The 25,452-nt window shown below is 56.7% G+C and carries 28 protein-coding genes and 1 tRNA gene; 12 read left to right on the top strand and 17 right to left on the bottom strand.

The window, feature by feature from the left end; translation table 11 throughout:
- Positions 1 to 94 precede the first annotated feature (94 nt).
- Positions 95 to 793, bottom strand: coding sequence for a Bax inhibitor-1/YccA family protein (locus SIC15_RS10285; protein ID WP_069183578.1), 699 nt, complete (start codon positions 791 to 793; stop codon positions 95 to 97).
- A 211-nt stretch (positions 794 to 1,004) separates the two neighbouring features.
- Here SIC15_RS10285 and SIC15_RS10280 point away from each other — a divergent pair.
- Positions 1,005 to 1,095 (top strand) — tRNA-Ser (locus tag SIC15_RS10280).
- Positions 1,096 to 1,476: 381 nt separating this feature from the next.
- Here SIC15_RS10280 and hemH read toward each other — a convergent pair.
- The 4 genes from hemH to SIC15_RS10260 all read right to left on the bottom strand — a co-directional run bounded on the left by hemH (position 1,477) and on the right by SIC15_RS10260 (position 4,019).
- Entirely contained in the window at positions 1,477 to 2,586 is a 1,110-nt protein-coding gene (gene hemH / locus SIC15_RS10275; protein WP_069183579.1) for a ferrochelatase, read from the bottom strand.
- A gap of 37 nt (positions 2,587 to 2,623) precedes the next feature.
- Complete coding sequence (locus tag SIC15_RS10270; RefSeq protein WP_412535784.1) at positions 2,624 to 3,055, bottom strand: TIGR01244 family sulfur transferase; 432 nt, start codon at positions 3,053 to 3,055, stop codon at positions 2,624 to 2,626.
- A gap of 96 nt (positions 3,056 to 3,151) precedes the next feature.
- Complete coding sequence (locus SIC15_RS10265; protein WP_153633487.1) at positions 3,152 to 3,577, bottom strand: YeeE/YedE family protein; 426 nt, start codon at positions 3,575 to 3,577, stop codon at positions 3,152 to 3,154.
- Positions 3,578 to 3,581: 4 nt separating this feature from the next.
- Positions 3,582 to 4,019, bottom strand: coding sequence for a YeeE/YedE family protein (locus SIC15_RS10260; RefSeq protein ID WP_069183581.1), 438 nt, complete (start codon positions 4,017 to 4,019; stop codon positions 3,582 to 3,584).
- Positions 4,020 to 4,364: 345 nt separating this feature from the next.
- On the opposite strand from SIC15_RS10260, the gene SIC15_RS10255 reads away from it, so the two are divergent.
- Positions 4,365 to 4,781, top strand: coding sequence for a phasin family protein (locus SIC15_RS10255; protein ID WP_069183582.1), 417 nt, complete (start codon positions 4,365 to 4,367; stop codon positions 4,779 to 4,781).
- 9 nt (positions 4,782 to 4,790) lie between these two features.
- Here the strand turns inward: SIC15_RS10255 and SIC15_RS10250 are convergent, their stop codons facing one another.
- The 10 genes from SIC15_RS10250 to SIC15_RS10205 all read right to left on the bottom strand — a co-directional run bounded on the left by SIC15_RS10250 (position 4,791) and on the right by SIC15_RS10205 (position 13,216).
- Positions 4,791 to 5,420 carry a TetR/AcrR family transcriptional regulator gene (locus tag SIC15_RS10250; RefSeq protein ID WP_136632202.1) on the bottom strand — a complete coding sequence of 210 codons (630 nt, stop codon included), beginning with the start codon at positions 5,418 to 5,420 and terminating at the stop codon, positions 4,791 to 4,793.
- 18 nt (positions 5,421 to 5,438) lie between these two features.
- The gene (xthA, locus tag SIC15_RS10245; RefSeq protein WP_412535783.1) at positions 5,439 to 6,251 is read right to left on the bottom strand and encodes an exodeoxyribonuclease III; all 813 of its coding nucleotides are present in this window, start codon (positions 6,249 to 6,251) and stop codon (positions 5,439 to 5,441) included.
- An 81-nt stretch (positions 6,252 to 6,332) separates the two neighbouring features.
- Positions 6,333 to 7,073, bottom strand: a complete 741-nt coding sequence (locus SIC15_RS10240; RefSeq protein ID WP_136632204.1) for a hypothetical protein — start codon at positions 7,071 to 7,073, stop codon at positions 6,333 to 6,335.
- Entirely contained in the window at positions 7,070 to 7,591 is a 522-nt protein-coding gene (locus SIC15_RS10235) for a DUF2878 domain-containing protein (protein WP_136632205.1), read from the bottom strand. Before SIC15_RS10235 ends, SIC15_RS10240 begins: the two co-directional genes overlap by 4 nt.
- Complete coding sequence (locus tag SIC15_RS10230) at positions 7,588 to 8,862, bottom strand: class I SAM-dependent methyltransferase (protein WP_412535782.1); 1,275 nt, start codon at positions 8,860 to 8,862, stop codon at positions 7,588 to 7,590. The genes SIC15_RS10235 and SIC15_RS10230 overlap by 4 nt, the downstream gene beginning before the upstream one ends.
- Positions 8,850 to 9,734 (bottom strand): DUF1365 domain-containing protein, encoded by an 885-nt coding sequence (locus SIC15_RS10225; RefSeq protein ID WP_412535781.1) that lies wholly within the window; start codon positions 9,732 to 9,734, stop codon positions 8,850 to 8,852. The genes SIC15_RS10230 and SIC15_RS10225 overlap by 13 nt, the downstream gene beginning before the upstream one ends.
- Before the next feature lie 2 nt (positions 9,735 to 9,736).
- Positions 9,737 to 11,002: an NAD(P)/FAD-dependent oxidoreductase gene (locus SIC15_RS10220; RefSeq protein ID WP_412535780.1), complete on the bottom strand. Its 1,266-nt coding sequence runs from the start codon at positions 11,000 to 11,002 to the stop codon at positions 9,737 to 9,739.
- Positions 10,999 to 11,799, bottom strand: a complete 801-nt coding sequence (locus SIC15_RS10215; RefSeq protein ID WP_412535779.1) for an SDR family NAD(P)-dependent oxidoreductase — start codon at positions 11,797 to 11,799, stop codon at positions 10,999 to 11,001. The genes SIC15_RS10220 and SIC15_RS10215 overlap by 4 nt, the downstream gene beginning before the upstream one ends.
- Positions 11,796 to 12,263, bottom strand: coding sequence for a nuclear transport factor 2 family protein (locus tag SIC15_RS10210; protein WP_412535778.1), 468 nt, complete (start codon positions 12,261 to 12,263; stop codon positions 11,796 to 11,798). The genes SIC15_RS10215 and SIC15_RS10210 overlap by 4 nt, the downstream gene beginning before the upstream one ends.
- Positions 12,260 to 13,216 (bottom strand): acyl-CoA desaturase, encoded by a 957-nt coding sequence (locus tag SIC15_RS10205; protein WP_069183592.1) that lies wholly within the window; start codon positions 13,214 to 13,216, stop codon positions 12,260 to 12,262. Before SIC15_RS10205 ends, SIC15_RS10210 begins: the two co-directional genes overlap by 4 nt.
- Positions 13,217 to 13,332: 116 nt before the next feature.
- On the opposite strand from SIC15_RS10205, the gene SIC15_RS10200 reads away from it, so the two are divergent.
- Entirely contained in the window at positions 13,333 to 14,361 is a 1,029-nt protein-coding gene (locus SIC15_RS10200) for an NAD(P)/FAD-dependent oxidoreductase (protein ID WP_412535777.1), read from the top strand.
- On the opposite strand, the gene SIC15_RS10195 is transcribed toward SIC15_RS10200, so the two are convergent.
- Positions 14,351 to 15,835 (bottom strand): HD domain-containing protein, encoded by a 1,485-nt coding sequence (locus SIC15_RS10195; protein ID WP_412535776.1) that lies wholly within the window; start codon positions 15,833 to 15,835, stop codon positions 14,351 to 14,353. The two genes, SIC15_RS10200 and SIC15_RS10195, sit on opposite strands and share 11 nt — an antisense overlap.
- Before the next feature lie 114 nt (positions 15,836 to 15,949).
- Here SIC15_RS10195 and SIC15_RS10190 point away from each other — a divergent pair, with 114 nt between their 5' ends.
- The 7 genes from SIC15_RS10190 to SIC15_RS10160 all read left to right on the top strand — a co-directional run bounded on the left by SIC15_RS10190 (position 15,950) and on the right by SIC15_RS10160 (position 21,483).
- Positions 15,950 to 17,158 (top strand): PP2C family protein-serine/threonine phosphatase, encoded by a 1,209-nt coding sequence (locus SIC15_RS10190; RefSeq protein ID WP_412535775.1) that lies wholly within the window; start codon positions 15,950 to 15,952, stop codon positions 17,156 to 17,158.
- Between the two features lie 14 nt (positions 17,159 to 17,172).
- Positions 17,173 to 17,664 carry an STAS domain-containing protein gene (locus SIC15_RS10185; RefSeq protein ID WP_064230439.1) on the top strand — a complete coding sequence of 164 codons (492 nt, stop codon included), beginning with the start codon at positions 17,173 to 17,175 and terminating at the stop codon, positions 17,662 to 17,664.
- A gap of 64 nt (positions 17,665 to 17,728) precedes the next feature.
- Positions 17,729 to 18,796, top strand: coding sequence for an NAD(P)H-dependent glycerol-3-phosphate dehydrogenase (locus tag SIC15_RS10180; RefSeq protein ID WP_209397289.1), 1,068 nt, complete (start codon positions 17,729 to 17,731; stop codon positions 18,794 to 18,796).
- Between the two features lie 43 nt (positions 18,797 to 18,839).
- Positions 18,840 to 19,289 (top strand): SixA phosphatase family protein, encoded by a 450-nt coding sequence (locus SIC15_RS10175; protein WP_412535774.1) that lies wholly within the window; start codon positions 18,840 to 18,842, stop codon positions 19,287 to 19,289.
- A gap of 45 nt (positions 19,290 to 19,334) precedes the next feature.
- The gene (locus SIC15_RS10170; protein WP_412535773.1) at positions 19,335 to 20,231 is read left to right on the top strand and encodes a radical SAM protein; all 897 of its coding nucleotides are present in this window, start codon (positions 19,335 to 19,337) and stop codon (positions 20,229 to 20,231) included.
- Positions 20,232 to 20,255: 24 nt separating this feature from the next.
- Positions 20,256 to 20,822 carry a DUF1285 domain-containing protein gene (locus tag SIC15_RS10165; RefSeq protein WP_412535772.1) on the top strand — a complete coding sequence of 189 codons (567 nt, stop codon included), beginning with the start codon at positions 20,256 to 20,258 and terminating at the stop codon, positions 20,820 to 20,822.
- A gap of 199 nt (positions 20,823 to 21,021) precedes the next feature.
- Entirely contained in the window at positions 21,022 to 21,483 is a 462-nt protein-coding gene (locus SIC15_RS10160) for an FKBP-type peptidyl-prolyl cis-trans isomerase (protein WP_008171631.1), read from the top strand.
- Positions 21,484 to 21,623: 140 nt separating this feature from the next.
- On the opposite strand, the gene SIC15_RS10155 is transcribed toward SIC15_RS10160, so the two are convergent.
- On the bottom strand, positions 21,624 to 23,276 hold the full coding sequence (locus SIC15_RS10155; protein WP_069183712.1) for an electron transfer flavoprotein-ubiquinone oxidoreductase: 1,653 nt from the start codon (positions 23,274 to 23,276) through the stop codon (positions 21,624 to 21,626).
- 418 nt (positions 23,277 to 23,694) lie between these two features.
- Here SIC15_RS10155 and SIC15_RS10150 point away from each other — a divergent pair, with 418 nt between their 5' ends.
- Together SIC15_RS10150 and SIC15_RS10145 are read left to right on the top strand one after the other, a co-directional pair.
- Positions 23,695 to 24,444: an electron transfer flavoprotein subunit beta/FixA family protein gene (locus SIC15_RS10150; RefSeq protein WP_069183601.1), complete on the top strand. Its 750-nt coding sequence runs from the start codon at positions 23,695 to 23,697 to the stop codon at positions 24,442 to 24,444.
- Positions 24,445 to 25,386 carry an electron transfer flavoprotein subunit alpha/FixB family protein gene (locus tag SIC15_RS10145; RefSeq protein ID WP_069183602.1) on the top strand — a complete coding sequence of 314 codons (942 nt, stop codon included), beginning with the start codon at positions 24,445 to 24,447 and terminating at the stop codon, positions 25,384 to 25,386.
- The last annotated feature ends 66 nt before the right edge of the window (positions 25,387 to 25,452 follow it).

Genomic DNA, 25,452 nt, shown 5'->3' with positions numbered 1-25,452 from the left:
TGTGTTCCTGATCTGTCGTTCAGGGCTTTCAGTTTACCGAAAGCAAAAACCCCGGCAACTGCCGGGGTTTCGAGCCAGCTTAATCAGTCTGGCATCAATCTTCGCCGCTGAACGCAGACAGCAAGTGCAGCAGGCTGACGAACAGGTTGTAGATGGATACATACAGTCCAACGGTGGCAATCACGTAGTTGCGCTCTCCACCTTTGATGATCTGGCTGGTTTCAAACAGGATCATGATGGAGGCGAAAATAGTGAAGCCAGCAGACACTGCCAGATGCAGAGCAGAGCTCTCCATCAGGAAGGCCAGCAGCATGGCGCCGATCAATACGAAGGCACCAGCGGTCAGGAAGCTCGACATGAAGCTGAAGTCTTTTTTGGTAATGATTGCCGTGGCAGACAGGCCAACAAAGGCGACAGCCGTCAGTGTCAGAGCCTGGGCAACAATCTGGGACGCGCCGGCGGCTACGAATGCGCCGATGATCGGGCCCAGGGTGTAACCCATGAAGCCGGTCAGCGCGAACGTGGTCACGATGCCCCACGGGCTGTTCTTCAACTTATAGGTTGCGAACAGCAGGCCAATGTATCCCACAATGGTGATCAGGAAGCCCGGATGGGTTCCGTTCATGTTCAGGAATGCGGTGAGCGCCGAGAAGGCGAGAGTCATGCCCAGGAGCATGTAGGTGTTGCGCAACACCTTCATCGCGTCATCGCTGATACCAGTGGTCGCGCGCTCGGTCTGGGGAGTCGAATAGGCTCCCTGAGAGTTCTGAACGCCGAATCGTCTGTCTTCCATTGTCATCTCCGTTTATAACGACTGGATACTGTGTCTCATAATAGTGTCAGATACGCAACTTTCAATCATTTACGACAGGAAACCGGCTCCCGGATTCCATTAAAAACCGTTAATGTTGAAAAATACGGCGGGTTTTATGCAGAGCGTTGACAGCACAGGCAATTCCGGTATCATGCACACCGCTGTCGCAATGGCGGCGAATGGAAAAACCGGTGGGCTGGCAGAGTGGCTGAATGCAGCGGTCTTGAAAACCGCCGAAGGTTAGTAGCCTTCCCGGGGTTCGAATCCCTGGCCCACCGCCATTTTTCCTTCTATCCCTTGTCTCCCCGAAGAACTCTTTAGCACCAATTCCCCACGGATCGTCGTGTTTATCCCTACTTGGTTTGGCGCCAGGTCACCCTCACTATCCAGTTATCGAACGTATGAGGACGAAACATGACTAACTTCCAGAAGAATCACCCATCACGCGACCGCTCAATGGAACGCCGCGATCGGAAGTTCTCTGTCTCCGCAAATCGGGGTAAGGCCAGTCACAGGGTGCGTTACGTGGAGGCAGGCGGTGCTGCGGTTGATACTGAGGAATGCACGTTCTGCCAGTCTGTACCGGATCTTTCAGCGAATGAGCGGGAGACGGGGGGGGAACGGAGCAGCTGATACTGCCCCGGTTGTAAGCCTGGGCCGGCTCAAAGATCCCGGCCCGGATAGGTCATTTCTTTTTGCTCATCGGCTCTTTGTTGCCGTGCAGCCAGTGCATCAGGTTCGTTCTTCGGCACCTGCCAGCCTTCCAGATTATCCTCGATCAGTTTCACCAGAGCTTCGATGTGGCCGGGCGTGGCGTTCAGTGCCGTGATATAGCTGAAGCCTTCACCGCCGGCTTCCATGAAGTACTCGCGGTTTTCCTCGTCGATTTCCTCAATGGTCTCCAGGCAGTCCGATGAGAAGCCGGGGCAGAACACGTCGATGGATTTCACGCCCTTGCCCGGCAGAGATTTCAGGGTTTCATCCGTGTAGGGCTTGAGCCACTCTTCCTTGCCAAATCTGGACTGGAAGGTGGTCATGTAGTCTTCCTTGCTCAGGCCAAGGCGTTCCGCCAGCAACCGTGAGGTTTTGTGGCATTCACAGTGGTAGGGGTCGCCTTTGGTCAGGTATTTCAGTGGCACCCCATGATAGGAGAACACCAGCTTCTGGTTCCGCCCGTGGTTCGACCAATGGGCCTCGATGTGGCGCGCCATGGCTTCAATGTACGGCGGGTAATCCGGGTAATGGGAAATAAACCGGAAATCCGGCAGCCAGCGCCGTTTGGTGAAATCCCTGGCGATGGCGTCGAAAGTGGATGCAGAGGTCGAGGCCGAGTACTGGGGGTACAGCGGCAGAACCAGCAGCTTCCGCACTCCCTGTTCCTGCATCTCATCCAGAACCCGTGCAATCGACGGATTGCCGTACCGCATGGCAAACCCGACGACCACGTTGGGCCCATACTTGCGTTTCAGGGCCTCCCGGATGCCCTCAGCCTGCTTTGCAGTGTGCAGCAGAAGGGGAGAGCCTTCTGGCTGCCACACACTGGAATAGGCCTCCGCACTGCGCTTTGGCCGAATGCGGAGGATAACCCCGTGCAGGATCAGCCACCACAGTGGCCTGGGCAGTTCCACCACTCGCGGGTCCGAGAGAAATTCAGCCAGGTAACGCCGGAGTGCCGAGGTGGTCGGGGCGTCCGGGGTGCCCAGGTTGGTGACCAGCACGCCCAATCGGTCGGGCTGGTTGTGGCTGAAATTCTCTGAACCTTTGTATTGCATGCGGTGGATCCTGAACGTAGATGAAACGGTTGGATTATCAGCTGTTATCGGCGGCCTGCTGTGCCATCCTCGGCGCAAGGCCTGAGATGTCGTAGCCGGCGTTGCGTGCCTTGGTAAAGATTTCATTGGCTGATGTATTTCTGGCCGCACTCAATGCCCACAACACGGTGCAGCGGGTTCCGGAGCGGCAGAAGGCCAGTACGGGCTTTTCCGCGTCCCGGATCATTGGCGCAAATCGGTTTACATCGCCATCGGTGATGTTGCCTGACTCCACCGGCATATAGACCCACTCAAGGCCCTGTTCCCGCGCGGCCGCTTCAATGTCTGCCATTGCCGGTTGGCCGGGTTCCTCGTGATCAGGGCGGTTTGCTACCAGGGTCTTGAAACCCAGCCTGGCGGCCTCTGCCACATCTTCGACGGAAATCTGGGGTGCAACTGAAATGTTGTCATCAATCTTTCTGATATCCATGGATGTTCTCTCCGGATCGAGTAGTGGGGCTGCCGCCATGATCGCATAGCCTCCGGGCTGTGTCAGAATGGCGGCAGGAAAATTAACAGAAACTACTTATGCTTTCGCGCGGCTGCGCTCAATCACCTCGAAGATGCCCATACCCGCGACCATGGCGGCCACAAACACCGCCGCCTTGATTTCGCCGGCACCGAGCGCGACCAGCCCGGGGCCGGGACAAAAACCGGCTATGCCCCAGCCGATGCCGAACATCAGACCGCCCAGGATCAGCCGTTTGTCGATATGGTTGCTGGTGGGCATCTTCATGTGGAAGCCGAGAAAGGAGAGGGTACGTTTACGGGCAACGGCAAACGCGACCACGCCCACCATGATGGCTCCGCCCATCACAAAGGCGAGTGAAGGATCCCAGGCGCCGGCAATATCCAGGAAGCCGAGCACCTTCTCGGGATTTGCCATACCGGACACGATCAGGCCCAGACCAAAAACCAGGCCGGCAAACAGGGAGGCAAGTGAAAATTTCATGGCGTCAGACTCCCAGAAGATGACGAATGACATAAACAGTGACAAATCCGGCTGCCATGAAGCTGAGGGTGGCGGCCAACGAGCGAAGTGAAAGCCGCGACAGCCCGCAAACTCCGTGACCACTGGTGCAGCCGGAACCGTATCGCGTGCCGATACCGACAAGCAGTCCGGCAATAATCAGAGCCGGATAGCCGGCTTCGATTTCAATGGGGGGAAGTTCAGTAGCCAGTACCCAGACAGCCGGAGCACCGATTAACCCCAACAGAAACGCGAGGCGCCAGGCGATATCGCCCTTTGCCGGCGCAAGAAGCCCACCGAGAATTCCGCTGATGCCGGCAATACGACCGTTCAGAAGCAGAAAGCTGGCAGCGGCGATGCCCACCAGAATGCCCCCCAGAAGCGCGGACCAGGGGGTGAAGTTACTCCAGGCGATTTCAATCATCTGTTACTCCGAACGTTAAACGTGGTTTTTGGAATAAGCATATATCTGGGGGCGATAATACCAAAAAAAAGCCCGGCAAAGGATGCCGGGCAGAGGCGTGCGAGTAGTATCCATGAAAGACTTCCAGACAAACCGGCATCAGCAGGGACGCCGGTATTGGGAAGTATTGACTATATTTTGAACACTTCAAGCGAGAGTCACTTTCGTTTGAAAACATTTTTTCATATCGGATACGTCTTTATACTGCGGCCTTTCACTGTGCGGCTCTCAGGCCGACTGAAATCCGGCCAAACCTGTAATACAATAGGTCGTCGAAAGAAATATCCGTACCCCCGAGGTTGTTACATGTCTGACGAGAACGACAATAAGCCGGAGAATGATCCGCAACTGGCGGCAAAAATCAAGGATTCCGCCCGCCAGATCTGGTTGGCCGGGCTGGGTGCCTATACTAAAGCCGAAGAGGACACCGGCCGATTCTTCGATCGTCTTGTTCAGGAAGGTGAGCAACTGGAGAACAAAACCCGGGGTGTGGTCGAGAAGCAGATCAAGTCCGTGGAAGACCGGGTCGAAGGGGTTCGTGAACGTGCCACCGGTACCTGGGACCGGCTTGAGCACATGTTTGATGAACGGGTTTCCGGGGCACTGAGGCGCCTGGGGATCCACCGCAGGGAAGAGATCGAATCCCTGGAACGGAGGATTGAAGCCCTTGAATCAGAGCTTGCCCGCCTGCGCAATCGTGCCGGTGATGATGAAGAGGAATAATCACGCCCCTCAGAGATAGTCCCGGCTCATCAGTCGGGCTTCTTCGCGGTGGCCGGGTTCGAGGTAGGGAAGGATCAGGTGCATCATCTGGTAGACCCCACGCCCCGGATCGACCGATTCCCTGTCGTCCAAGTGGGATAGGGTGTCGAAAGCACTCCAGTAACAGGCAGTTAGCGTTAACTGCTCACACAAAGACTCAAGTTCTTCAGCGTCTATTGCCATGATTTCCTGGCGCCGGAAGCTGTCGCAAATGGTTCTGAACGCGACGATTTTCTTCTTCTGGATGCGCTTGAAACGAACCTGCAGTTGATCGTACCGGGACAGAACGTTCACCAGATCCTGGTAGAGAAACCGGTAGCGGGCGACGGTCTCAAACAGTAGGTGCAGGAAAAACCCCTGTTGATCGAGGCTGATGTCGGCGTCTTCCGGAACCGCGAGAAGATCCACCATGTCGTGCTCGAACTGGTCGAACAGCTCCTCGACAATGTCGCCCTTGCTTTTGAAGTGGTAGTAAAGGTTGCCCGGGCTGATATCCAGCTCATCCGAGATCAGCAGTGTTGTGACATTGGGCTCGCCAATGCTGTTAAACAGCGCCAGGCTGGTCTGGAGAATACGGTCGCGGGTTTTGATTTTTTTCATGTCGCGCCCGGCCAGCCCCTAGAGTTCGAAGCTCGCCCAGACCGGACAATGGTCGGACGGCCGTTCCATGGCGCGAATGTTGTAGGAAACGCCTGCCTGGCGGGCTTTGGGCAGCAGACTGTCGCTGGCCATGATCAGATCAATCCTGAGACCGCGCTTGGGATCCCGTTCAAATCCCTTGCTGCGGTAATCGAACCAGCTGAATGTGTCCGCCTCGTCCGGGTGCAGGTGGCGGAATACATCGGTGTAGCCGCGCGACTCAACCTGGCCCAGCCATTCCCGCTCCTCGGGCAGGAAGGAACATTTGCCGGTGCGCAGCCAGCGCTTGGCGTTGTCTGCGCCAATGCCAATGTCCTTGTCGGTTGGAGAGATGTTCATATCGCCCATGACCACGACATGCCCTCCGGCTTGCTTGAGCTCGTCCAGGTAGCGCATCAGATCGGCGTAGAATTTTTCCTTGGCAGGGAACTTCACCGGGTGGTCGCGGCTCTCGCCCTGGGGAAAGTAGCCGTTAATTACTGTCAGTTTTTCACCATTTACGGTGAACTGGCCGGTGATCAATCTGCGCTGGGAGTCCTCGCCGTCCCAGGGGTAGCCTTTGACAATCTCGTCCGGCTCAGCCTTTGAGAGCAGCGCAACGCCGTAGTGGGTCTTCTGGCCATGAAAGTGGACGTGGTAGCCGAGTTCGCGGATTGCTTCGACGGGAAAGTCGTCGTCCTGGACCTTGGTTTCCTGAAGACCGATAAAATCTGGAGCCAGGGCGTCGATGACGGCCTCAAGCTGATGCAGGCGGGTACGGATACTGTTGACGTTGAAAGAGACGAACATCATTACGAAAAACTCTCCGGCGTTGGTTCCCGGCGGAGTTTAACACACTGACCCCCTGGGTCTGCCTTGGCAGGGGCGACAGTTTCAGGGGGTCAGTTCACAATCCGGGCTGGTTTGCACGGAATAGCGAATATGTGCGGTGTAGTTCTCGTCCTGGTTTTTCCGGATATTGGTCAGGCCAAGATAATCGGAAAGGGCACCGGCGTTGTTGTAACCCAGCACGATAGGATCCACCAGGAACCTCAGCACCATGCCTGTCGGACGTATCTGGACTACATGGTCGGCGTCTATTTGTTCGTTCTCGACACGTTCCAGCACAAAGCCATAGTGCTCGCCCCGGGTAGGCCCGAGGAAACGGAATTCTACCGGATCACCGGCCAGTACGCTTTGCCAGTTCTGGCGGACAAAGTTGTCGAACCCCGCATCGACAACGGTATTGGACGAGTACCCCACCTGGAACCGCTCCGAATCACCCCCAGGCGTCTGCCAGTTGATCATCAGAGTATCGGGTTCGGGATAGGTGATCTCCATCTTTTCGTCGAACGTGGGCTGCAAGAAATCCACGGTCGGTCGCAGAACTGACGCCCCATATTCCAGGGACTTACGCGCGAACGACGCTTCCGAGCCAGGCTTGTGATAGGCCACTTCATGCTGTCGGGGCCGGAAGATTCCTTCCTCACAGGTTCCATCAACGGCATGCCGTTCCTCGTAGATGACGTTACCGCCGTCGGTGGTCGCGGTACCGGTGAAGCGAAAATCCTGTGCCACCGCCGGCAACGCTGCAGTCATCAAGGCAAAGGAAACGACCAAAGGCCTGGTTCTCATTGCACCAGCTCCGGATAAAGCGTTTTGCGGGCGTACAAAAGCAATGGAAAAACCACTAGCCAGCCAAATGCGAGTGCGATCAGTGAGGGCATCAACTCCGGCAGCTGCACGGCGCCGAGCTGGCTGGCGGACCAGTAGGCGAACGGGCCAGCGAAGGGTGCAAGAACGAACGGCAACCACGCCTTCTTGCTGATCCAGTCCAGAGAATGGCTCAGAGTGGTCATGAAAATGGCCCAGATGGCCACCAACCACGGTGGCGTCAGCATCACCTGTCCGGTTCCGTCGTCCAGAATTCCGGTCCGGAACCAGATGCCGTCCAGAACGGAGCCAACCACGGTTCCCAGGCCGATAAACTGCAGCTCTGTCATTCGGTTCTGGCTCACAAGCACAAAGTGCAGCACCAGAAAAACCACCACCACGCCAGCTCCGATCAGGCCCGGATAAAACACGCAGGCAAACCAGCCTGCCTGGAACAGCAGAAAGTTCAGGATGTTACGGGCAGTTTCAGAGGCGATCATACGCTCAGGATGTTCTCACGTTTGTTGCCGGGCTTGGCGAAAACCAGCTGCGCCACGCCAATGGCACGTTCACTGAAGCCCGCCTCGCAATAGGCAAAGTAGAAGTGCCACAGGCGACGGAAGGCCTCGTCGTAGCCCATGGAATCCAGCTTGTCACGCTGAGCCATGAAGCGTTCACACCAGTCGTGAAGCGTTCGGGCATAGTGAAATCCGATGTCTTCGGCATGGGTCAGCACCAGTTTGCTCTCATTGCGGACGGACTCCAGGATCGCGCCGAAAGAGGGAATAAAGCTGCCCGGGAAGATGAAGCGCTGAATAAAATCGACGTTTTTCAGGGCCCTGTGGTACCTCTGCTCCGGCATGTTGATGGCCTGCACAAGTGCCAGCCCATCGGGCTTTAACAGCGCGTTGATCTGGGAGAAGTAGCTGTCCAGGAACTGCGGGCCGACGGCTTCGATCATCTCGATGGATACCAGCTTGTCGAACTGGCCTTCAAGATCCCGGTAATCGTCAAACAGAAGGGTAATACGGTCTTCCAGGCCTTCCTTCTGAACCCGCGCCTTCGCCAACTCCAGCTGTTGCCTGGAAATGGTCGTGGTAGTCACGTGGCAGCCGTAATGTTTGGCGGCGTGGATCGCAAAGCCGCCCCAGCCGGTGCCGATTTCAATCACTTTGTCGCCAGGCTGGAGATCGAGTTTCCGGCAAATGGTATCCAGCTTGTGCACAGCCGCTTCTTCTAGCGTGGATTCGGCACTTGGGTATATGGCTGAGGAATACATCATGGTTGGGTCCAGGAACGCCTCGAACAGATCGTTACCCAGATCGTAATGGGCGCTGATGTTCTTCCGCGAGCCTTCCTTGGTGTTCCGGTTTAGCCAATGCAACCCTTTCAGGGCCGGTTTGGTAACCCAGCTGAACCGGTCTTCAAACTCGTTCATTCGGTCAACGTTACGGGTAAAGAAACGGAGCAGGGCAACCAGGTCGGGCGTGGACCAGTCACCGGCCACAAAGGCCTCCGCAGCACCGACACTTCCGCCGGTCAGAAGATCACGCCAGGTACTGTGATCATGAACGATCAATTCGGCAGGTTGGTACTGGCTGTTATCATCTCCGAATACCAGATCTTCAAAACCGGATTCCCTGACTGTCAATTTGCCTTCGCCCAGTAGACGGAGCTGCTGAATCACCAGAGTCCTTGCAAACCGGCTTAGAACCGGCAGGCTGCCGGAATCGGATGAGGTGTTTTCAACCGAGGTATTCAGGTTCTCCATGAGCTTACCCTTCCACGAATCTTGTCATTGGCCTCGGAGCTGGTGACATCCAGTCCGGAATCATCGTGCCCACGGCAGTAGGCGCTGTCGTCTTCGGGAAGCTTGTCCGGGTGGCTGTAGAACGGTGCCCCCTTCAGCTTGAGGCGCAGCGCATGCCAGTAAATGCCGGCCACAACCTTGAATGCTTCAAGCGGAAACTTTCGAAGACTTCTGTGCACATCTTTACGATTGAGAGGTGTGCGTTGGACTACCAGGGTGGCATCAAAATGTTTTCGGTCGCCCTCAAGAACATTCATGTGAATTCTGAGATCCGGGCCGCGGAAACTGAATGTCCATTCGTAGTGCTGGTTCATGCCATTGAATGGCGAGACGTGAAAACGCTTGCTGAAGCCGAACCGCTCGGTGCGCCACCCGGCCTGGTTAGGTTCTGCCCCCATGGTTTCCAGACAATAGACATGGCGATCGTGCCAGGGGGTGTTGGTAATCTGGGCAACGATCACTTTGGGAACCACGCCATCAGCCGGGCGCTCCCCGGACCGGTAGCAAAAGTAGAAACTGACCGGGTTGAACACATAACCGAAATACCGGGGATGGGTGATCAGCTCCACTTCGCCGTCGGGGCGCCAGCCCGTGGCTTCCTCAACGTGATCGCGAACCGCAACCGAGAGGTCCCCGGTGTCCGGTCGGAAATAATCCCTGCGTTTCAGGGAAATCCAGTTAAAACGTTCCAGGGAGAACAGCGGACTGACCCCTGAAACCGTGTCCCACTCGTCGGTGTCCAGGGCCAGCATGCCCGTGCTGTAGCTGAATTCGTGTTGCACCGGGTACTTCCGTCTGTGCCGGACAGTACCCTCCAGCCACTGGCTGTTCATGATCAAAGCTCCACCCCGAAGGCTTCGGTTACCCGCAGCGCACTGCGAACACCGTCTTCGTGGAACCCGTTGAACCAGTATGCACCGCAGAAATGGGTCCGATTCTGATTGCTGATTTCGTCGTAGCGTTCCTGGGCAGCCACCGCGTCCAGTGTGAATACCGGGTGAGCATACTCGAAGCGTTTAATAACCTTGTCGGGATCAATATCACGGCTGCGGTTCAGGGTCACACAGAAAGTTTCCGGGGCATCGTGGAAATTCTGCAGGATATTCATGTTGTAGGTAACCGAGACCGGTTCGGTACTATGGGTCGGGATGAAATAGTTCCAGGCCGCCCACGCCCGGCGATTATCCGGTAACACACTGCTGTCGGTGTGGAGTACCACATCATTATTCTGGTAGGCCATGGCGCCCAGAATGTCGCGTTCCTTGTCGGATGCGTCGGCGAGCATCGCTAACGCCTGGTCGCTGTGACAGCCAAAGATCACCTGGTCGAAGTGGTGTTCCTCGCCTTTCACAGTAAGCGTAACGCCGCCTTCATTCCGGACAACCCTGTCAACAGGGCTGTTCAGATGCATGCCATCACCGAGCCTGTACATCATTTTCTTTACGTACTGGGCGGAGCCGCCTGAAATCACCCGCCAGGTGGGGCGGTCATCCACCGAAAGCATGCCGTGATTGTTGAAAAACTGCAGGAAGAAGCGGATCGGAAACTGTTCCAGCACGATTTCCGGCGCTGACCAGATGGCCGCTCCCATGGGCACGATGTAGTAGTTCCGGAAGTAACGGGAATAGCCATTCCGGTTCAGGTATTCGCCCAGGGTTTCTTCGTTGTTGATGTTGCCCGCTTCCAGGTCAGCCCGCGTTTCCTTGTTAAACCGCAGAATCTCCCGGACCATCTTCAGGAATGGCAGGTTGAGCAGGTTCTTCCGCTGGGCAAACAGGGTATTGAGGCTGGTGCCGTTGTATTGCAGGCCGGTGCTGCTGCAATCCACACTGAAGCTCATGTCGCTGACCTCAGATGCAACCCCGAGCCGCTCCATCAGCTTGATGAAATTGGGGTAGGTCCAGTCGTTGAACACGATGAACCCGGTGTTTACCGGCCAGGTACGACCACCGGCCTCTACCTCTTCGGTGTTGGTGTGACCGCCGGCGTAGTCGCCGGCCTCAAAAATCTTTACTTCATGTTTCTCGGCCAAGAGCCAGGCAGCCGTGAGGCCGGAAACGCCGGCCCCAATGACAGCAATTCGCTGACGTTCACTACTCATCCATTGTATTCCTGTTCGGCGTTACTTTTACGGGCCATGGAGGCCGACATCCGGTCAATCAGGGGCCGGGGAAGGGCACCAAGCACTTTGAGCATCCAGGTAAATCGCTTCGGGAAAGCGATTTCGTTTTTACCACGCGCCAGCCCGCTGACAATCCGTTCTGCCGCGTCCTCGGCCGAGACCAGGAAGGGCATCGGGAAATCATTGCGGTCGGTCAGAGGGGTTTTTACAAAGCCAGGAGAGACTACAACCACATCAATACCCTCGGCCGCGAGATCCGCCCTGAGGGATTGGGCAAAGTAGGTCAGCGCAGCCTTGGAAGCGCCGTAACCTTCGGCCCGGCCAAACGGAAACCACCAGGCAGACGAACTGACAATCACCAGGGTGGCCGGTTGCCCCTTCGCCCGGCTGCGGCGCAGAGCGGGCAGGGCAATATCCAGGCACCTGGCTGTGCCAATCACGTTGGTGTGGATGTTCTTCTCGATAACATCACTGTCATAGTGTGCTATCTCCAGATACTCACATGTACCGGCGTTGAGAATCACCATGTTCAGGTCGCCGTGGTTCTCAAGCGACCCCGCAATGGCTTGAAGATCCTCCTTGCTGGTGGTGTCCGCTGCAGCCGGGATAATCCTGTCGGGCGCCACGGATGCCAGTTCCTCGAGCGCTCCCTTGCGTCGCCCGGTAATAACGAGCCGATGACCGCCGCGTGCAAGTGCGCGGGTAACGGATTCGCCAATGCCTGAACTGGCACCGGTTATCCAGATATTCGAGGTTTCCTGAAGTCGATCACTCATCCTGCCTGATCCTTGATCCAGCGAATGACCCTGCCAACTACCGGCAGGTTTTCGTAAAGCATTTCCCCAGCGTCAAAGTAGTCGCGGTGGTAGCACACCATGCCATCACGTATCTCCAGATGGCTTATGCCCCGAACCTGAACCTCCCGCCCCTTGCGAATCCGCTTGTGGCGCAGGAGCATCACCCAGGGCACGGCGGCAAATTCTCCCTGAACGATCGCCTCGCCAAAATCGAAGCGGCAGGAAATAACGTTTGCATAGGCTCCGGCGAAATAGCGGGTGAGCTCATCAAGCCCTTGTACTGTCTCCAGCGGGTCCTGAAAGCGGATATCCTCGCTGTAGACCTCTGAAAGTTTGTTCAGATTGCCTTTATCGAGTTCGTTGAAGAGCGCCCTGAAATGGCCGAGCGCCGCCGGAAGCGCCGAGTTCCGCTTACCGACTTCGATCTTTGAGGCGGTTGTCATTTGTTGCTCCTCCTCGCTTTATCCAGTTCGCGTGTCTCCTCCTGAATATGCTTGGGAATCGGATTAAGCTCCCAGATGATTCCCAGCTTCGACATCAGCCACAGTCCATACCATGTGATATCGATTTCATACCACCGAAAGCCCTGCCGGACAGACTGTGGCCAGCGGTGATGGTTGTTGTGCCATCCTTCCCCGAGGGTAATCAGAGCCAGCCAGAAATTGTTTCTGCTGTCGTCGGATGTCTCGAACCGGCGTTTGCCCCAGACGTGGGAGAGGGAATTGATCGACACAGTGGCGTGGAACAACACCACGGTCGAGATAAAGAAACCCCACACCAACAACTGCAGCCCATTGGTGCCCAGGCCCGGAGCCCAGGCTGCCAGAGCTTCGCCCAGGGCATAGATGCCGACGGCTGCCAGGGCAGGAACCAGCGCATCGAACCGGTTGATCAGTTTGAGCTCTGGAAACTTGAGCCAGTCGCGAACGCGGCGTTCGTCCGTTGCAAACCCGGCGTCACAGGTGAACCAGCCCATGTGTGACCACCAGAAACCGCCCTGGTGAGGCGAATGAAGGTCCAGTTCATCATCGGAGTGCTGATGATGGTGTCGGTGATGCGCTGCCCACCACAGGGGGCCACGCTGGGCAGCGCTGGCGCCCAGAACAGCGAATACGAACTGGGCAGGGCGACTGGTCTTGAACGTTTTGTGGGCAAAGTACCGGTGATAGAATCCTGTAATCGCGAACATCCGCACCAGGAAAAACGCAAACGCAAACCCGATGGCGAATGCGCTTGCCCCCGTGTAAAACGCCAGCAAACATGCCAGATGAAGCGCTATGAACGGGATAACCCGCAAAAAATTGAATGATCTGGATGTCGTGTCGATGTGATCCGAACCCGCCTCGGAATCGAACCACCTCAGAATGTTTGTAAACCAATGCTGCATTCGGGTCATACCCTGATTGCCCTTTCTCTTGTATGGAACCTTGATCGCACGCTCAGCCCTTTGGCCGAAGCCGTTTCATGGGATGTTGTACGATCTGACTACCGGAATTGGATGCACGATAAACCATGTTTAATCAAACCTTTGATTCACCACTTATACGCCGTATCGCTATCGTTGGTTCAGGCCTTGCCGGGCTGACAGCGGCGATCCAGTTACGAAGCCTGGGCCATGACGTTACGGTCTTCGAGAAAAGCCGGGGGCCCGGTGGTAGGCTCGCGGCAAAACGGGTAACCGGCGGTTCGGCGGATGTGGGAGCGCAGTACTTCACCTCCCGGAATCCGGATTTCCTGCCGTTTCTCCGCAATTTCGCCGGCCCGGAGAGTTTCGGACCGTGGGAAGGGCGGTTTGGTTTCCAGACCGAAGCAGGCAATTGGGAGCCATTTCCGGACGAAACGCGATTCGTTGGAACCCCACGCATGACGGCCATTACCCGCGCCCTGTCGGCCCACGCCACCGTTGTTACTGAAACCCGGGTGGGCAAGTTGGCCCGAAACGACCAGTCCTGGCGCCTCCTGGATACCTCTGGCACTCAACTTGGCGACTTTGACCAGGTGATCATTACCGCTCCGCCGGCACAGGCCCGGGATCTTCTCGCCGACAGCGGTCTGGAAGAGCTTGCTTCGCAACTTGATGATCCGGTGAGTCGGGTTTTGCCATGCTGGGCTGTCGCTGCTCATTTCCCTGAGTCGCCCTGGCCGCACCATGAGGGTATGCGCTGCCAGCATCCGGCATTGTTCTGGGTGGCCAACAATTCCAGCAAACCCGGTCGGGAAGACAAAGGGCAGTGGTGGGTTTTGCACGCCAGTCCGGCCTGGACCGAAGAGCATGTGGATGCGCCTGCCGAACAAGTCGCCGACAAACTCCTGGCCGCATTCCGGGAATTGACCGGCTTTGAAACCCCGCCAGACGAATGGGTCACGCACCGCTGGCTCTATGCCCGCTCCGAGGGTGGCGACCAGCCTGGGCACTTATGGTTTCCGGATTACGGGCTGGGGCTTGCCGGCGACTGGCTCAGTGGCGGGCGGGTTGAAGGCGCCTTTGACAGCGCCAGCGGCCTCGTTGCCGAACTGACCACTGGGGCTGTTACTCAGTGAGAGCCTCCTGGCTACCCGTTGTAACATCCGGGCGAGTGTAGAAATGGGTGATGGTGCCGTCGCTGAATTTGCTGAAGAAGGCGCTCACATCGGTGATCTTCTTCAGTGAACGGCCACGGTGAATGGGCTCGCGCACCAGCACCTTGATGCCGTTGAAATTGTCCTGGATATTCGAGAAGCGTGCCCGCATGGAGCAGGTCACCACCTGGGCCGGGTTGAGCGAAAGCTCGCCGGCCAGCCAGGCGCTGTGCCGCTCAATGCCCCTGGCGGACAGGTCTTCACGGGTATCCAGGTGGTTCAGCTTCACCCGGTTTACGATGCAGAAGGAAAAGCTCTTGGGGTGTTTGCGGGCCACTTTCCGGAAGGCCTCCCAGAAAAAGTTGTCGGTCAGCTCTGCAAAATAGGCCATGTCGCTCAGGCAGGTATCCACCCATTCAAAGTTGTCCGGGTCATCGAGCACTTCGTTGATTGCTTCCCGAAGCAGCCAGTCAAAGCCGAGTGCGGTCTTGTGGGCATACACCTTCCGGTACATCTGGTGGCGACTGTAGACAAAGTCTTCCAGCGCCCCCAGCCCCTTCTGGGTAATGGCCAGCCCCAGCCAGGGTTCAGAAACATCCCAGCCAAAGCGAAGATTGCTCAGCAGGTGGTCCAGATTGAAGCCGCCGATGGTCACCGACGAGTGGAAGCCATCCCGCAACATGTAATCAGCGCGGTCGGCATCGATTTCGCCCGATACAATGGATGACAGCAGATCCATTACCAGGCCCGGAATGTCTTCGCTCAGGGGAGAGCCGGCGGCCGCATCCTCTCCCGCGATAAAGGCCCAGAACGTTCGAGCGTGGCGGCAGAATGTTTCGCTGGGCTTTACCTCGGTCGTTTCCATGATGCCGATGACATCCAGGGCGTATAAGCCTGCGCTCTCCAGATCCACGGCCGTCAGTACATCGTGGGCGACTCGCACGGAGTAGTGTTCGTGTTCGAGTTCATCGGGCTCTTCCGGGTGGTACGCAGAGTAATCCACGCCGTGCCAGAGATCCCGGAATCGTCCCGGCCGGGACATCAACTCCCGAATGCGTCGAGCCTGGGTGAACTGATGCGAGAAACTGGAGTGGCCACTATCGTGCAGCAGGCAGCCCAGACGGATGGTTTTTGCCAGGTAGTCGATGGCGTCGAGCTGGCTCAGGCTCAGGTCGGTTTGTTCGCTCAGCTGGCGTTCCCGCAGATAGGCGTCAATCATCGAGCGGAACATACGGGTGCCCACGTGCATCACGCCGATGCTGTGCAGAAACCGGGAATGGGTTGCTCCGGGGAAGACCAGGCTGAGGATGTCGTTCTGGCAGATGTTTCGAAGGCGCTGGAACAGCGGATGGTCGATCACCTGGATTTCGTGCCGGTAGAGTGGAATGCCTCCATGAACCGGATCCATGATCAGCTTGTCATAGGCTCCGAGTAGATCGTTTACGGCACGTCGCATCAGCTGGAATCCTCCGATTTCATGAACTTGGCCTTGTTATATCACAGGGGCGTGCCAGAATAGGCTTATTCAAGCCAATTTATCGTTTATCGCTGGTAGTTTAGGGCAGTCGCCATGACCTCGCGCACCGAGCGCATACTTATAATAGACGCCGATGAAAAGGCCCGTACGGATCTCGCCCGATACCTCGAAGCGCGGGGGTTCTACGTAACGGGGTATCCGGATCTCGCCGGCGCCAAGGCCCTGTTTGACGATAACATTCCCGATGTCATCTTTGCAGATCTGTCTCCGGAGGCCATCCGGGACCTTGCCAGCCGCCTGGAAGAAGCCGAAACCTTCACCCCGATCGTGGCCTGTTCCTCCAGTGAATCCAGTGCCGATGTGGTCAATGCGCTCCGGGCCGGGGCGGCCGATTTTGTCCTGAAACCCTGCAACGACGACAAAGGTGCCCTGGATGATGTCCTCGGGAAACTGTTTGACCGGGTTCGGGTCAATCGGCTGAATCAGCTGTACCGACAGGAACTGGAAGAGGCCAACCGGGATCTCCGGGACGGCATCGCCGAGTTACGGGCAGACCAGCGTGCCGGACGGAAAGTCCAGCTACGAATGCTGCCCGAGCACGAGCAGGTTATGAGCGGCCTACACGTGGACCACATGATCAAGCCGTCGCTCTATCTGAGCGGCGATTTTCTGGATTATTTCCGTATTTCCGACGACAAGGTACTGGTCTACATTGCTGATGTCTCCGGCCATGGCGCCAGCTCAGCTTTCGTGACGGTATTGCTGAAAAACCTGACCAACCGCCTCCAGCGCAACCTCCGCCGGGGCTCCAGTGAAGATATCCTGCACCCGGACCGCTTCCTGGAACGCATCAACTCGGAATTGTTGGATACCGGTCTCGGCAAACACGTAACCGTATTCGTTGGCATCATCTCCCTGAGTGAGCGTAAGCTGCACTACGCAGTGGGCGCACATTTCCCGATGCCCATCCTGTCCTTCGAGGGAGGGAAGACGGCTTTCCTGGAGGGGAGCGGGCTACCGGTCGGGTTGTTTGAAACCCCTGAGTGGGAGGTGTACGAAGTCCCCCTGAACAAACCGTTTCATCTGACCCTGTTTTCGGATGGAATTCTGGAAGTTATCCGGGAAAAAGGTCTGGATGAAAAGGAACGAACACTACTTGAACTCGTATCGGGAGGTCGTCACACTATCGCCTCTCTGAGCGATGCTCTGAATCTCGACCAGATCACAGAGCTGCCGGACGATATCGCTATCGTATCGGTTACTGATACCATTGGGACATCAGATAACACCCCGTCGAATTAGTGGCAGTGTGAGACATGGCTGGTTACAAGATCCTGCAAGCTGAAAAACAGGGCATTTATGTCCTGAAGTTTATCGGGGAAATCCGGCTGAACCTGTGTTCGACGCTGGACAATCTGGTTGAGTCCATTACCCAGGACCCACAGTTCAAGACTGTGGTAATCGACCTCACCGAAACCGAGATCATCGACAGCACCACGCTCGGACTGCTTGCCAAAATAGCCATGGCGGCCCAGAAACAAAGCCACTTCCTGCCCACACTGATTTCGACCAACCCTGACATTACCCGCATTATCACTTCCATGGGGTTCGACAAGATATTCATCATCGTTCGAGAACCCGCGTCCCGTATTGAAGAGCTTGAAGAGATACCTGTACTCAGAGCCAGCGAACAGCAGGTTCGGGACAAGGTGCTCGATGCCCACAAGGTACTGATGGGCCTGAACAACCGAAACAGGGAAGAATTCAAGAATCTGGTGCGCGCTCTGGAATGTGAAGAGCCCGGTTAATGCCTCCTTGCCTCGATGTGAGGCGCTGCCGGTTTCACACCTGATCTGACAAAACGGAAGAACTATGTCTGAACAATCGACGCCTCAAGACACCGGGGCAACCGGACCGGTGCACGACGTAGCGGTTCTGGGCGGTGGCAGCTTCGGCACCGCAATGACCAAGGTACTGGGTGAAAATGGCCACCGCGTGCACTTCTGGATGCGCGGCCAGGACCAGGCCGAGGAAATTCGTACCACCCGGGTGAACAGCCGCTATATGCCCGGCGTTGAACTGTCCGGAGATATTCAGCCCACCACGGACCTTGCGGATGCCGTCAGCAAGGCCGAAATTGTCTTCGTCGCCATTCCCAGCAAGGCCTTTCGGGCCGTTATTCGCGAAAACTGTGAAAAATTCCGCGATGACCAGATTGTGATCAGTCTGACCAAAGGCATTGAAGAGCACGGCTTCAAGTTGATGAGCGAGATTCTCCAGGAGGAGATTCCCCGTTGCCGCACAGGCGTGCTCAGTGGTCCCAATCTGGCAGGAGAAATCGTCAATCGAGATCTGACTGCTACCGTTATCGCCGCCAAGGATCCGGACGTGCGCCGTTCCGTTCAGGATCTGTTGGGCTGTGAATACTTCCGCGTATACGCCAATGTGGATGTGTATGGCGTAGAACTCGCCGGAGCACTGAAAAATATCTATGCAATCGTTGCTGGCCTCGCCTCTGCCCTGGAGATGGGGGAGAACGCCAAGGCCATGCTGATCACGCGGGGGCTTGCGGAAATGAGCCGGTTCGCCGTCAGCCTCGGTGCCAACCCGATGACCTTCATGGGGCTGGCGGGCGTTGGTGACCTGATTGTCACCTGTACCTCATCCAAGAGCCGAAATTTCCGAGTGGGCTATGCAGTAGGCCAGGGCCAGAAGCTGGATGATGCAGTGGCAGAGCTCGGGCAGGTAGCCGAAGGTATCTATACCCTGAAACTGGTTAAGGAAAAGGCCGAGGCGATCGGTATCTATATGCCGCTGGTCCGTGGTCTTTACGAGATTCTCTACGAGAACGCATCCATCAAGGCGGTGATCAACAGCCTGATGATGTCGGTCCAGAATTCCGACGTAGAGTTCATCTTGCCGCGTACCATCAGCCAGTAAAACGGTTTGCAAAGGCCGGAGACGGTCTGAAAGGAGAGAGCCCTTGCAACTGCTCATCATGCGTCACGGCGAAGCCGGCTGGCACACTCTGGATCAGGAGCGTGAACTGAAAGAATCCGGCCGCCTGGGCGCGGCCGAGGTCGCTGCCCGCATCGCCGAGTCTCCCTGGCGCCCAAAACTGATCTGGAGCAGCCCTTACGTCCGGGCCCGGCAAACGGCGGCAATTGTTTCCGAGATCCTGAATTGTCCCGTTGAAGAAAAGCTGTTTATCACCCCGGACGACGATCCCGGCGCGTGCCTCGATGCATTGATTGAGCAGCACGAGTCGCCATTGATGATTGTCTCCCACATGCCGCTGGTCGGTAGTCTTGCCACCCTCCTGGTAGATGCCCACCGCCGGGGCATTCCGTTCATGACTTCCCAGGCGGTGATGCTCGATATGCCGGTGGTTGGCCCGGGCTGCGCAGACTTGAAAGCGCAGTTTCTGCCCTGATACTCGGTTTATCCGATTTCTGAATTCTCAAATCCGAGCCTGATTATGTACAGCTTTCCGATTGACTACGTAGAGCCGGTATTCCGGCCTCCCAGTGAAGCCAAGTCATTGATCCTTCCGGTTACCAACGGCTGTTCCTGGAACAAATGCACCTTCTGTGAGATGTACACCCAGCCCCAGAAGAAATTCCGGGCCCGCAAGCCCGACGACGTGCTTAAGGATATCCAGAATGCAGCTCGCAGCCTGGGTGGTGTGCGCCGTGTCTTCCTGGCGGATGGGGACGCCATGGTGTTGCCGACCCGTCGCCTGCTGGAGATTCTCGGGCAATTACGGGAGGCTTTCCCCGACCTCCAGCGGGTTTCCAGCTACTGCCTGCCTCGTAATCTTGCCAAAAAAACCGTGGAAGAGCTGGCACAGCTGAAGGAAGCCGGCCTCCAGATTCTCTACGTCGGGATGGAATCCGGCGATGATGAGGTTCTGCGCCGCGTCAACAAAGGCGAAACCTGGGAATCTACCCGCTCGGCGCTGGTCAAGATTCGCGAAGGGGGCCTTACCAGTTCTGTGATGGTGCTGAACGGGCTTGGCGGTGAAAGTCTCTCCCGTCAGCATGCGATCAACACCGCCACCCTCTGTAATGAGACCCAGCCGGACTACCTGTCGACCCTGGTAGTGAGCTTCCCGCAGGGGGAGGGGCGTTTCCGGGAAGGGTTCGGTGACGATTTCGTTCCACTGTCACAGCAAGGGCTGTTCGAGGAAATCCGCCTGTTCCTGGAGCACCTGGAACTGGATAAAACCATCTTCCGAAGTGACCACGCCTCCAACTATCTCGTCCTCAAAGGGACGCTGGGCAGGGACAAGCAGAAGATGCTGGACCAGGTGAACCTGGCCATCACAAATCCCGGTGCGGCGCCGCTGCGTGCGGAATGGATGCGCGGGTTGTAATTTACCGGACCGGGAGCCACGGTTATGAGCATGAATCCGGATAATCTTGCAAAACAGGTGGAGGAAACCGTGAAGAATGCCAGAAACCCGCCCCTGGATAAGTGGAACCCCGAGCTCTCGGGCGATATGGACCTGCGCATCACCCGTGATGGCCAGTGGATATTCAAGGGTGAGCCATTGGCGCGGGAAGCCATCGTGCGTCTCTTCTCCACCATTCTCCGCAAGGAAGAAGATGGCGAGTACTACCTGGTAACCCCGGTCGAGAAGTGGCGAATCCAGGTTGAGGATGCACCGCTTCTGGCGCACTCGCTCCAGGTAACCGGAGAGGGCGACCGGCAGGTCATCTCATTAACTACCAATGTGGGCGAAACCCTGGAGATCGGCCAGAACCACCCGCTGGAAGTGGGAACCTATCCGGGCTCCGACGAGCCTCGCCCGGTTGTGAAGGTTCGCCATGGCGTCGACGCACGCCTGGTCACGGCTGCCTATTATGATCTGGCTGACCATGTGGTCGAGCGAAACGAGGGTGGTCATCCGACCCTCGGCGTCTTTAGCCACGGAATTTTCTATAAAATCGGGCAGGGTGGTTGAAAACCCGTACCGCGGCCCCAGAATTACGGTAGAAAACGCATCAACTCAGTTGTTAAACTGTGTTTTCATACTTGTTATGAGCCTGGCTCTCTAACGAGGCCCGGTGGTCGTTAGTCCCTCTGTTCAGTCTGGCTGTTCACGATCACTTTCGATTGCCTAAATCAATTAAACAGTCATTGCGGACACGCAAGGAGATCACATGGCCCAACCTCGTGTTGTCACCATCCATTACACGCTCACCAACGATCAGGGAGAGCAGCTTGATTCCTCCCGTGTAGAAGGTCGCGAGCCTCTGTCTTACCTGGAAGGTGCACAGAACATTATCGGTGGACTGGAAAGTGCATTGAACGAAAAGAACGCAGGCGATCAGGTTAAGGTTTCTGTAGAACCTGCAGAAGGCTACGGCGAAGTAAACGAAGAACTGATACAGCCGGTTCCACGTTCTGCATTTGAAGGCGTCGACACCATCGAGCCGGGCATGCAGTTCCAGGCACAGACCCCGGGCGGCCCCCAGGTTGTTCGCGTGGTTGAAGTTGGCGACGAAACCGTCACCATCGACGCCAACCATCCGCTCGCCGGGCAGACTCTGCACTTCGACGTAGAAGTGGTAGAAGCTCGCGACGCGACTGACGAAGAGCAAGAGCACGGTCACGCTCACTAAGCTTTTCTGAAGCGCAACGAAAAACGGCTCCTCATGGAGCCGTTTTTTTATGCCTGGAATTAATCCAGCCGTAATCAGACAACCCTATATCCAAAAAAAAAACGGCCCAAAAGGGCCGCTTTTTTCACGGGGAACCGAACTTACATGTTCGGATAGTTCGGGCCACCGCCCCCTTCCGGAGTCACCCAGTTGATGTTCTGGGCAGGATCCTTGATATCGCAGGTCTTGCAGTGAACACAGTTCTGGGCGTTGATCTGGAAGCGCTTGCCGCTGCCATCGTCTTTCTCTACTACCTCGTACACACCAGCCGGGCAGTAACGCTGCGCAGGCTCGTCGTATTTCGGCAGGTTGTCACGAATCGGCAGCTCCGGATCCGTTAGCTTCAGGTGTACCGGCTGGTCTTCCTCGTGGTTGGTGTTGGAAATAAACACCGAGGACAGGCGGTCAAAGGTCAGCGTGTTATCCGGCTTGGGATAAGTCACCTTCTTGCACTCGGACGCCGGCTTCAGGGTGGCGTAGTCCGGAGTGGTATCGTGGAAGGTGATCGGCAGGCTGCCACGCAGGATGTTCTGCTCGAAGAAGGCAATGGCGCCGCCCACCACGTTGCCGAACTTGTGCATGGCCGGGCCGAAGTTACGCTCGGCGTAGAGTTCCTTGTACAGCCAGCTATCCTCGAAGCGCTTCTGGAAGCTGGTGATTTCCTCACCGCTCTTGCCTTCCTTAAGGGCCTCGAAGACCGCTTCGGCGCCCAACAGGCCGGACTTCATGGCGGTGTGGGAACCCTTGATCTTGGAGCTGTTCAGGGTGCCAGCGTCGCAACCCAGCAGAAGGCCGCCCGGGAAGCTCATTTTCGGCAGGGCATTGTAGCCGCCCTTGGCGATGGCGCGCGCACCGTAGGACACCCGCTTGCCACCTTCCAGGTGCTTCTTGATCTCCGGGTGCAGCTTCAGGCGCTGGAACTCTTCGAATGGGCTCAGATGCGGGTTGCTGTAGGACAGATCGGTAATCAGGCCCACGTAAACCTGGCCATTCTCCAGGTGATACAGGAAAGAGCCGCCGGTGGAGCCGGTCTCGTTGAGCGGCCAACCGGTGGTATGGACGACCAGGCCTGGCTCGTGTTTGGCCGGATCGATGTCCCACAGCTCCTTGATGCCGATGCCGTAGTGCTGGGGATCCTTGCCTTCATCCAGCTTGAAGTCGTTGATCAGGCGCTTGCCCAGGTGGCCACGGCAGCCTTCGGTGAAGAGAGTGTACTTGGCGCGCAGTTCCATGCCCGGCATGTAGCCGTCTTTCTCGGAACCGTCGCGGGCCACGCCCATATCGCCGGTGATAATACCTTTTACCTGGCCATCCTCAACGATGGTCTCGGCGGCCGCAAAGCCCGGATAGACCTCAACGCCAAGCTGCTCGGCCTGTTCGGCCAGCCAGCGGCACAGGTTGCCCAGGCTGATGATGTAGTTGCCATGGTTGTGCATGTTCTTGGGCACAAAGGCATTGGGGATCTTGGTGGCGCTATCCTGGTTCTTCAGCAGGAAAATGTCGTCACGGGTAACGGGCGTGTTCAGCGGAGCGCCTTTCTCTTTCCAGTCCGGGAAGAGTTCGTTGAGGGCAGTGGGCTCGAATACGGTACCGGCCAGAATGTGTGCGCCGATCTCAGAACCTTTCTCTACCACGCATACGGTGAGTTCCTCGCCGGATTCCTGTGCCAACTGCATGACACGGCACGCTGCAGACAGGCCCGCCGGGCCGCCGCCGACGATCAGAACATCAAATTCCATCGATTCGCGTTCCACGTTGGTCTCCTCAAACATCTTTAATGGAAATTATGTGCCCGCAGGCCAATTATTCTGGGCCGCCATCATACCGGTAAAACTGCGTATAGACGACCGCCCCAAGCCGTTTGTCCCGACTTGCATAACCAAAAGGATACCGTATTTGAAGAATCAAACAAACGTTTGTTTGAAATTCACTCTGACCTTTGGCATTGTAAGAGCACACTGAAACATCGTGTGTTTTGAGTCGAAATCTAGTATCGTCTCATTGCCGTTCCCGGTCAATACCGGGGAATTGGCTGAAAGTTCAGTCCTGGCGCGTCGTTTGAGGCTATTGATTCTGCTGAGTGTTGCCTCCATCATTAATGCGCATTGAATGTCGGCAGGCTCTGCGCGAGGACTGCAAGTCATAAACCCATCGTAGAAGAACGAGGAATCTATGAAGGTTCTGGTCGCTGTAAAACGAGTAATCGACTACAACGTAAAGGTGCGCGTCAAGCCGGACAACACCGGTGTTGACCTCGCCAACGTCAAGATGGCAATGAACCCGTTCTGCGAAATCGCGGTAGAAGAAGCCGTTCGCCTGAAGGAGAAGGGTGTTGCCAGTGAAATCGTGGTGGTATCCATCGGTCCGAAAGCCTCTCAGGAGCAGATCCGTACTGCGCTGGCGCTGGGTGCAGACCGTGGCATCCACGTCGAAACCGACGAGGAGGTTCAGTCTCTCGAAGCGGCCAAGCTGCTGAAGGCTGTTGTTGAGAAAGAAGAGCCGAAGCTGGTCATTCTTGGCAAGCAGTCCATCGATTCCGATAACAACCAGACTGGCCAGATGCTGGCCGCGCTGACCGGCATGGGTCAGGGCACTTTCGCTTCTGAAGTGGTTGTTGAGGGTGACAAGGTTAACGTAACCCGTGAGGTAGACGGTGGTCTGATGACCGTTTCCCTGAATCTGCCTGCGGTTGTCACCACCGACCTGCGTCTGAACGAGCCGCGCTATGCTTCTCTGCCGAACATCATGAAGGCCAAGAAGAAGCCGCTGGACAACATGAGCCCGGCCGATCTGGGTGTCGACATCGCTCCGCGCCTTTCCACCCTGAAGGTTGAAGCGCCTGCTTCCCGTCAGGCGGGTGTGAAAGTGGCCGACGTTGCCGAGCTGGTCGATAAACTGAAGAACGAAGCGAAGGTGATCTAAATGAGCATCCTTGTAATTGCTGAACATGACAACAGCAGCCTGAAACAGGCTACCCTGAATGTTGTAGCGGCTGCCAAGGCCATCGGCGGAGACATCGACGTACTGGTTGCCGGTGAGAACTGTGGTGCCGTTGCTGAGGCAGCTGCCAAGGCCGAAGGCGTTAACAAGGTACTGGTTGCCGACAACGCTGCTTATGGTCACTTCCTGGGCGAGAACCTGGGTGAGCTGGTTGCCGAAGTTGGCAAGGGCTACAGCCACATCCTGGCCGCCGCTGGCACCGTGGGCAAAGACTTCATGCCGCGCGTTGCTGCACTGCTGGACGTTGCCCAGGTTTCCGACATCATGCGCGTGGAGTCCGAAGATACCTTCGTTCGCCCGATCTACGCTGGTAACGCCATTGCCACTGTAAAATCCAGTGACAGCATCAAAGTCGTTACTGTTCGTCCGACCGCGTTCGACCCGGTTGCTGCTGAAGGTGGCTCCGCTGCCGTTGAACAGCTGGACGTTGTAAAAGACGCTGGCCTGTCCCAGTTCGTTAGCGAAGAGCTGGCCAAGTCTGACCGTCCTGATCTGGCAAGCGCCGGTATCGTGGTTTCCGGTGGTCGCGGCATGCAAAACGGCGACAACTTCAAGATGCTTGAGCAGGTTGCCGATCTGATGGGTGCCGCTGTTGGCGCATCCCGTGCTGCTGTTGACGCCGGCTTCGTACCGAACGACATGCAGGTTGGCCAGACCGGTAAGATTGTTGCTCCGCAGCTCTATATCGCCGTGGGCATTTCCGGTGCCATTCAGCACCTGGCCGGTATGTCTGATTCCAAGGTGATCGTTGCGATCAACAAGGATGAAGAAGCGCCGATCTTCCAGGTTGCCGATTACGGCCTGGTAGCGGACCTGTTTGAAGCGGTTCCGCAGCTTGAAGAAGAGCTGAAGAAAGTTCTGTAACCTTCGGTTCTTCATCCAAAAAGGCACCTTCGGGTGCCTTTTTGCGTTGGGTGAAACTCCAATACG

The organism is Marinobacter sp. MIT932201 (assembly GCF_047123295.1).
GTDB lineage: Bacteria > Pseudomonadota > Gammaproteobacteria > Pseudomonadales > Oleiphilaceae > Marinobacter > Marinobacter salsuginis.
The sequence above is the reverse complement of the archived record's forward strand: the minus strand, read 5'-3'. Positions and strand labels throughout refer to the sequence as shown.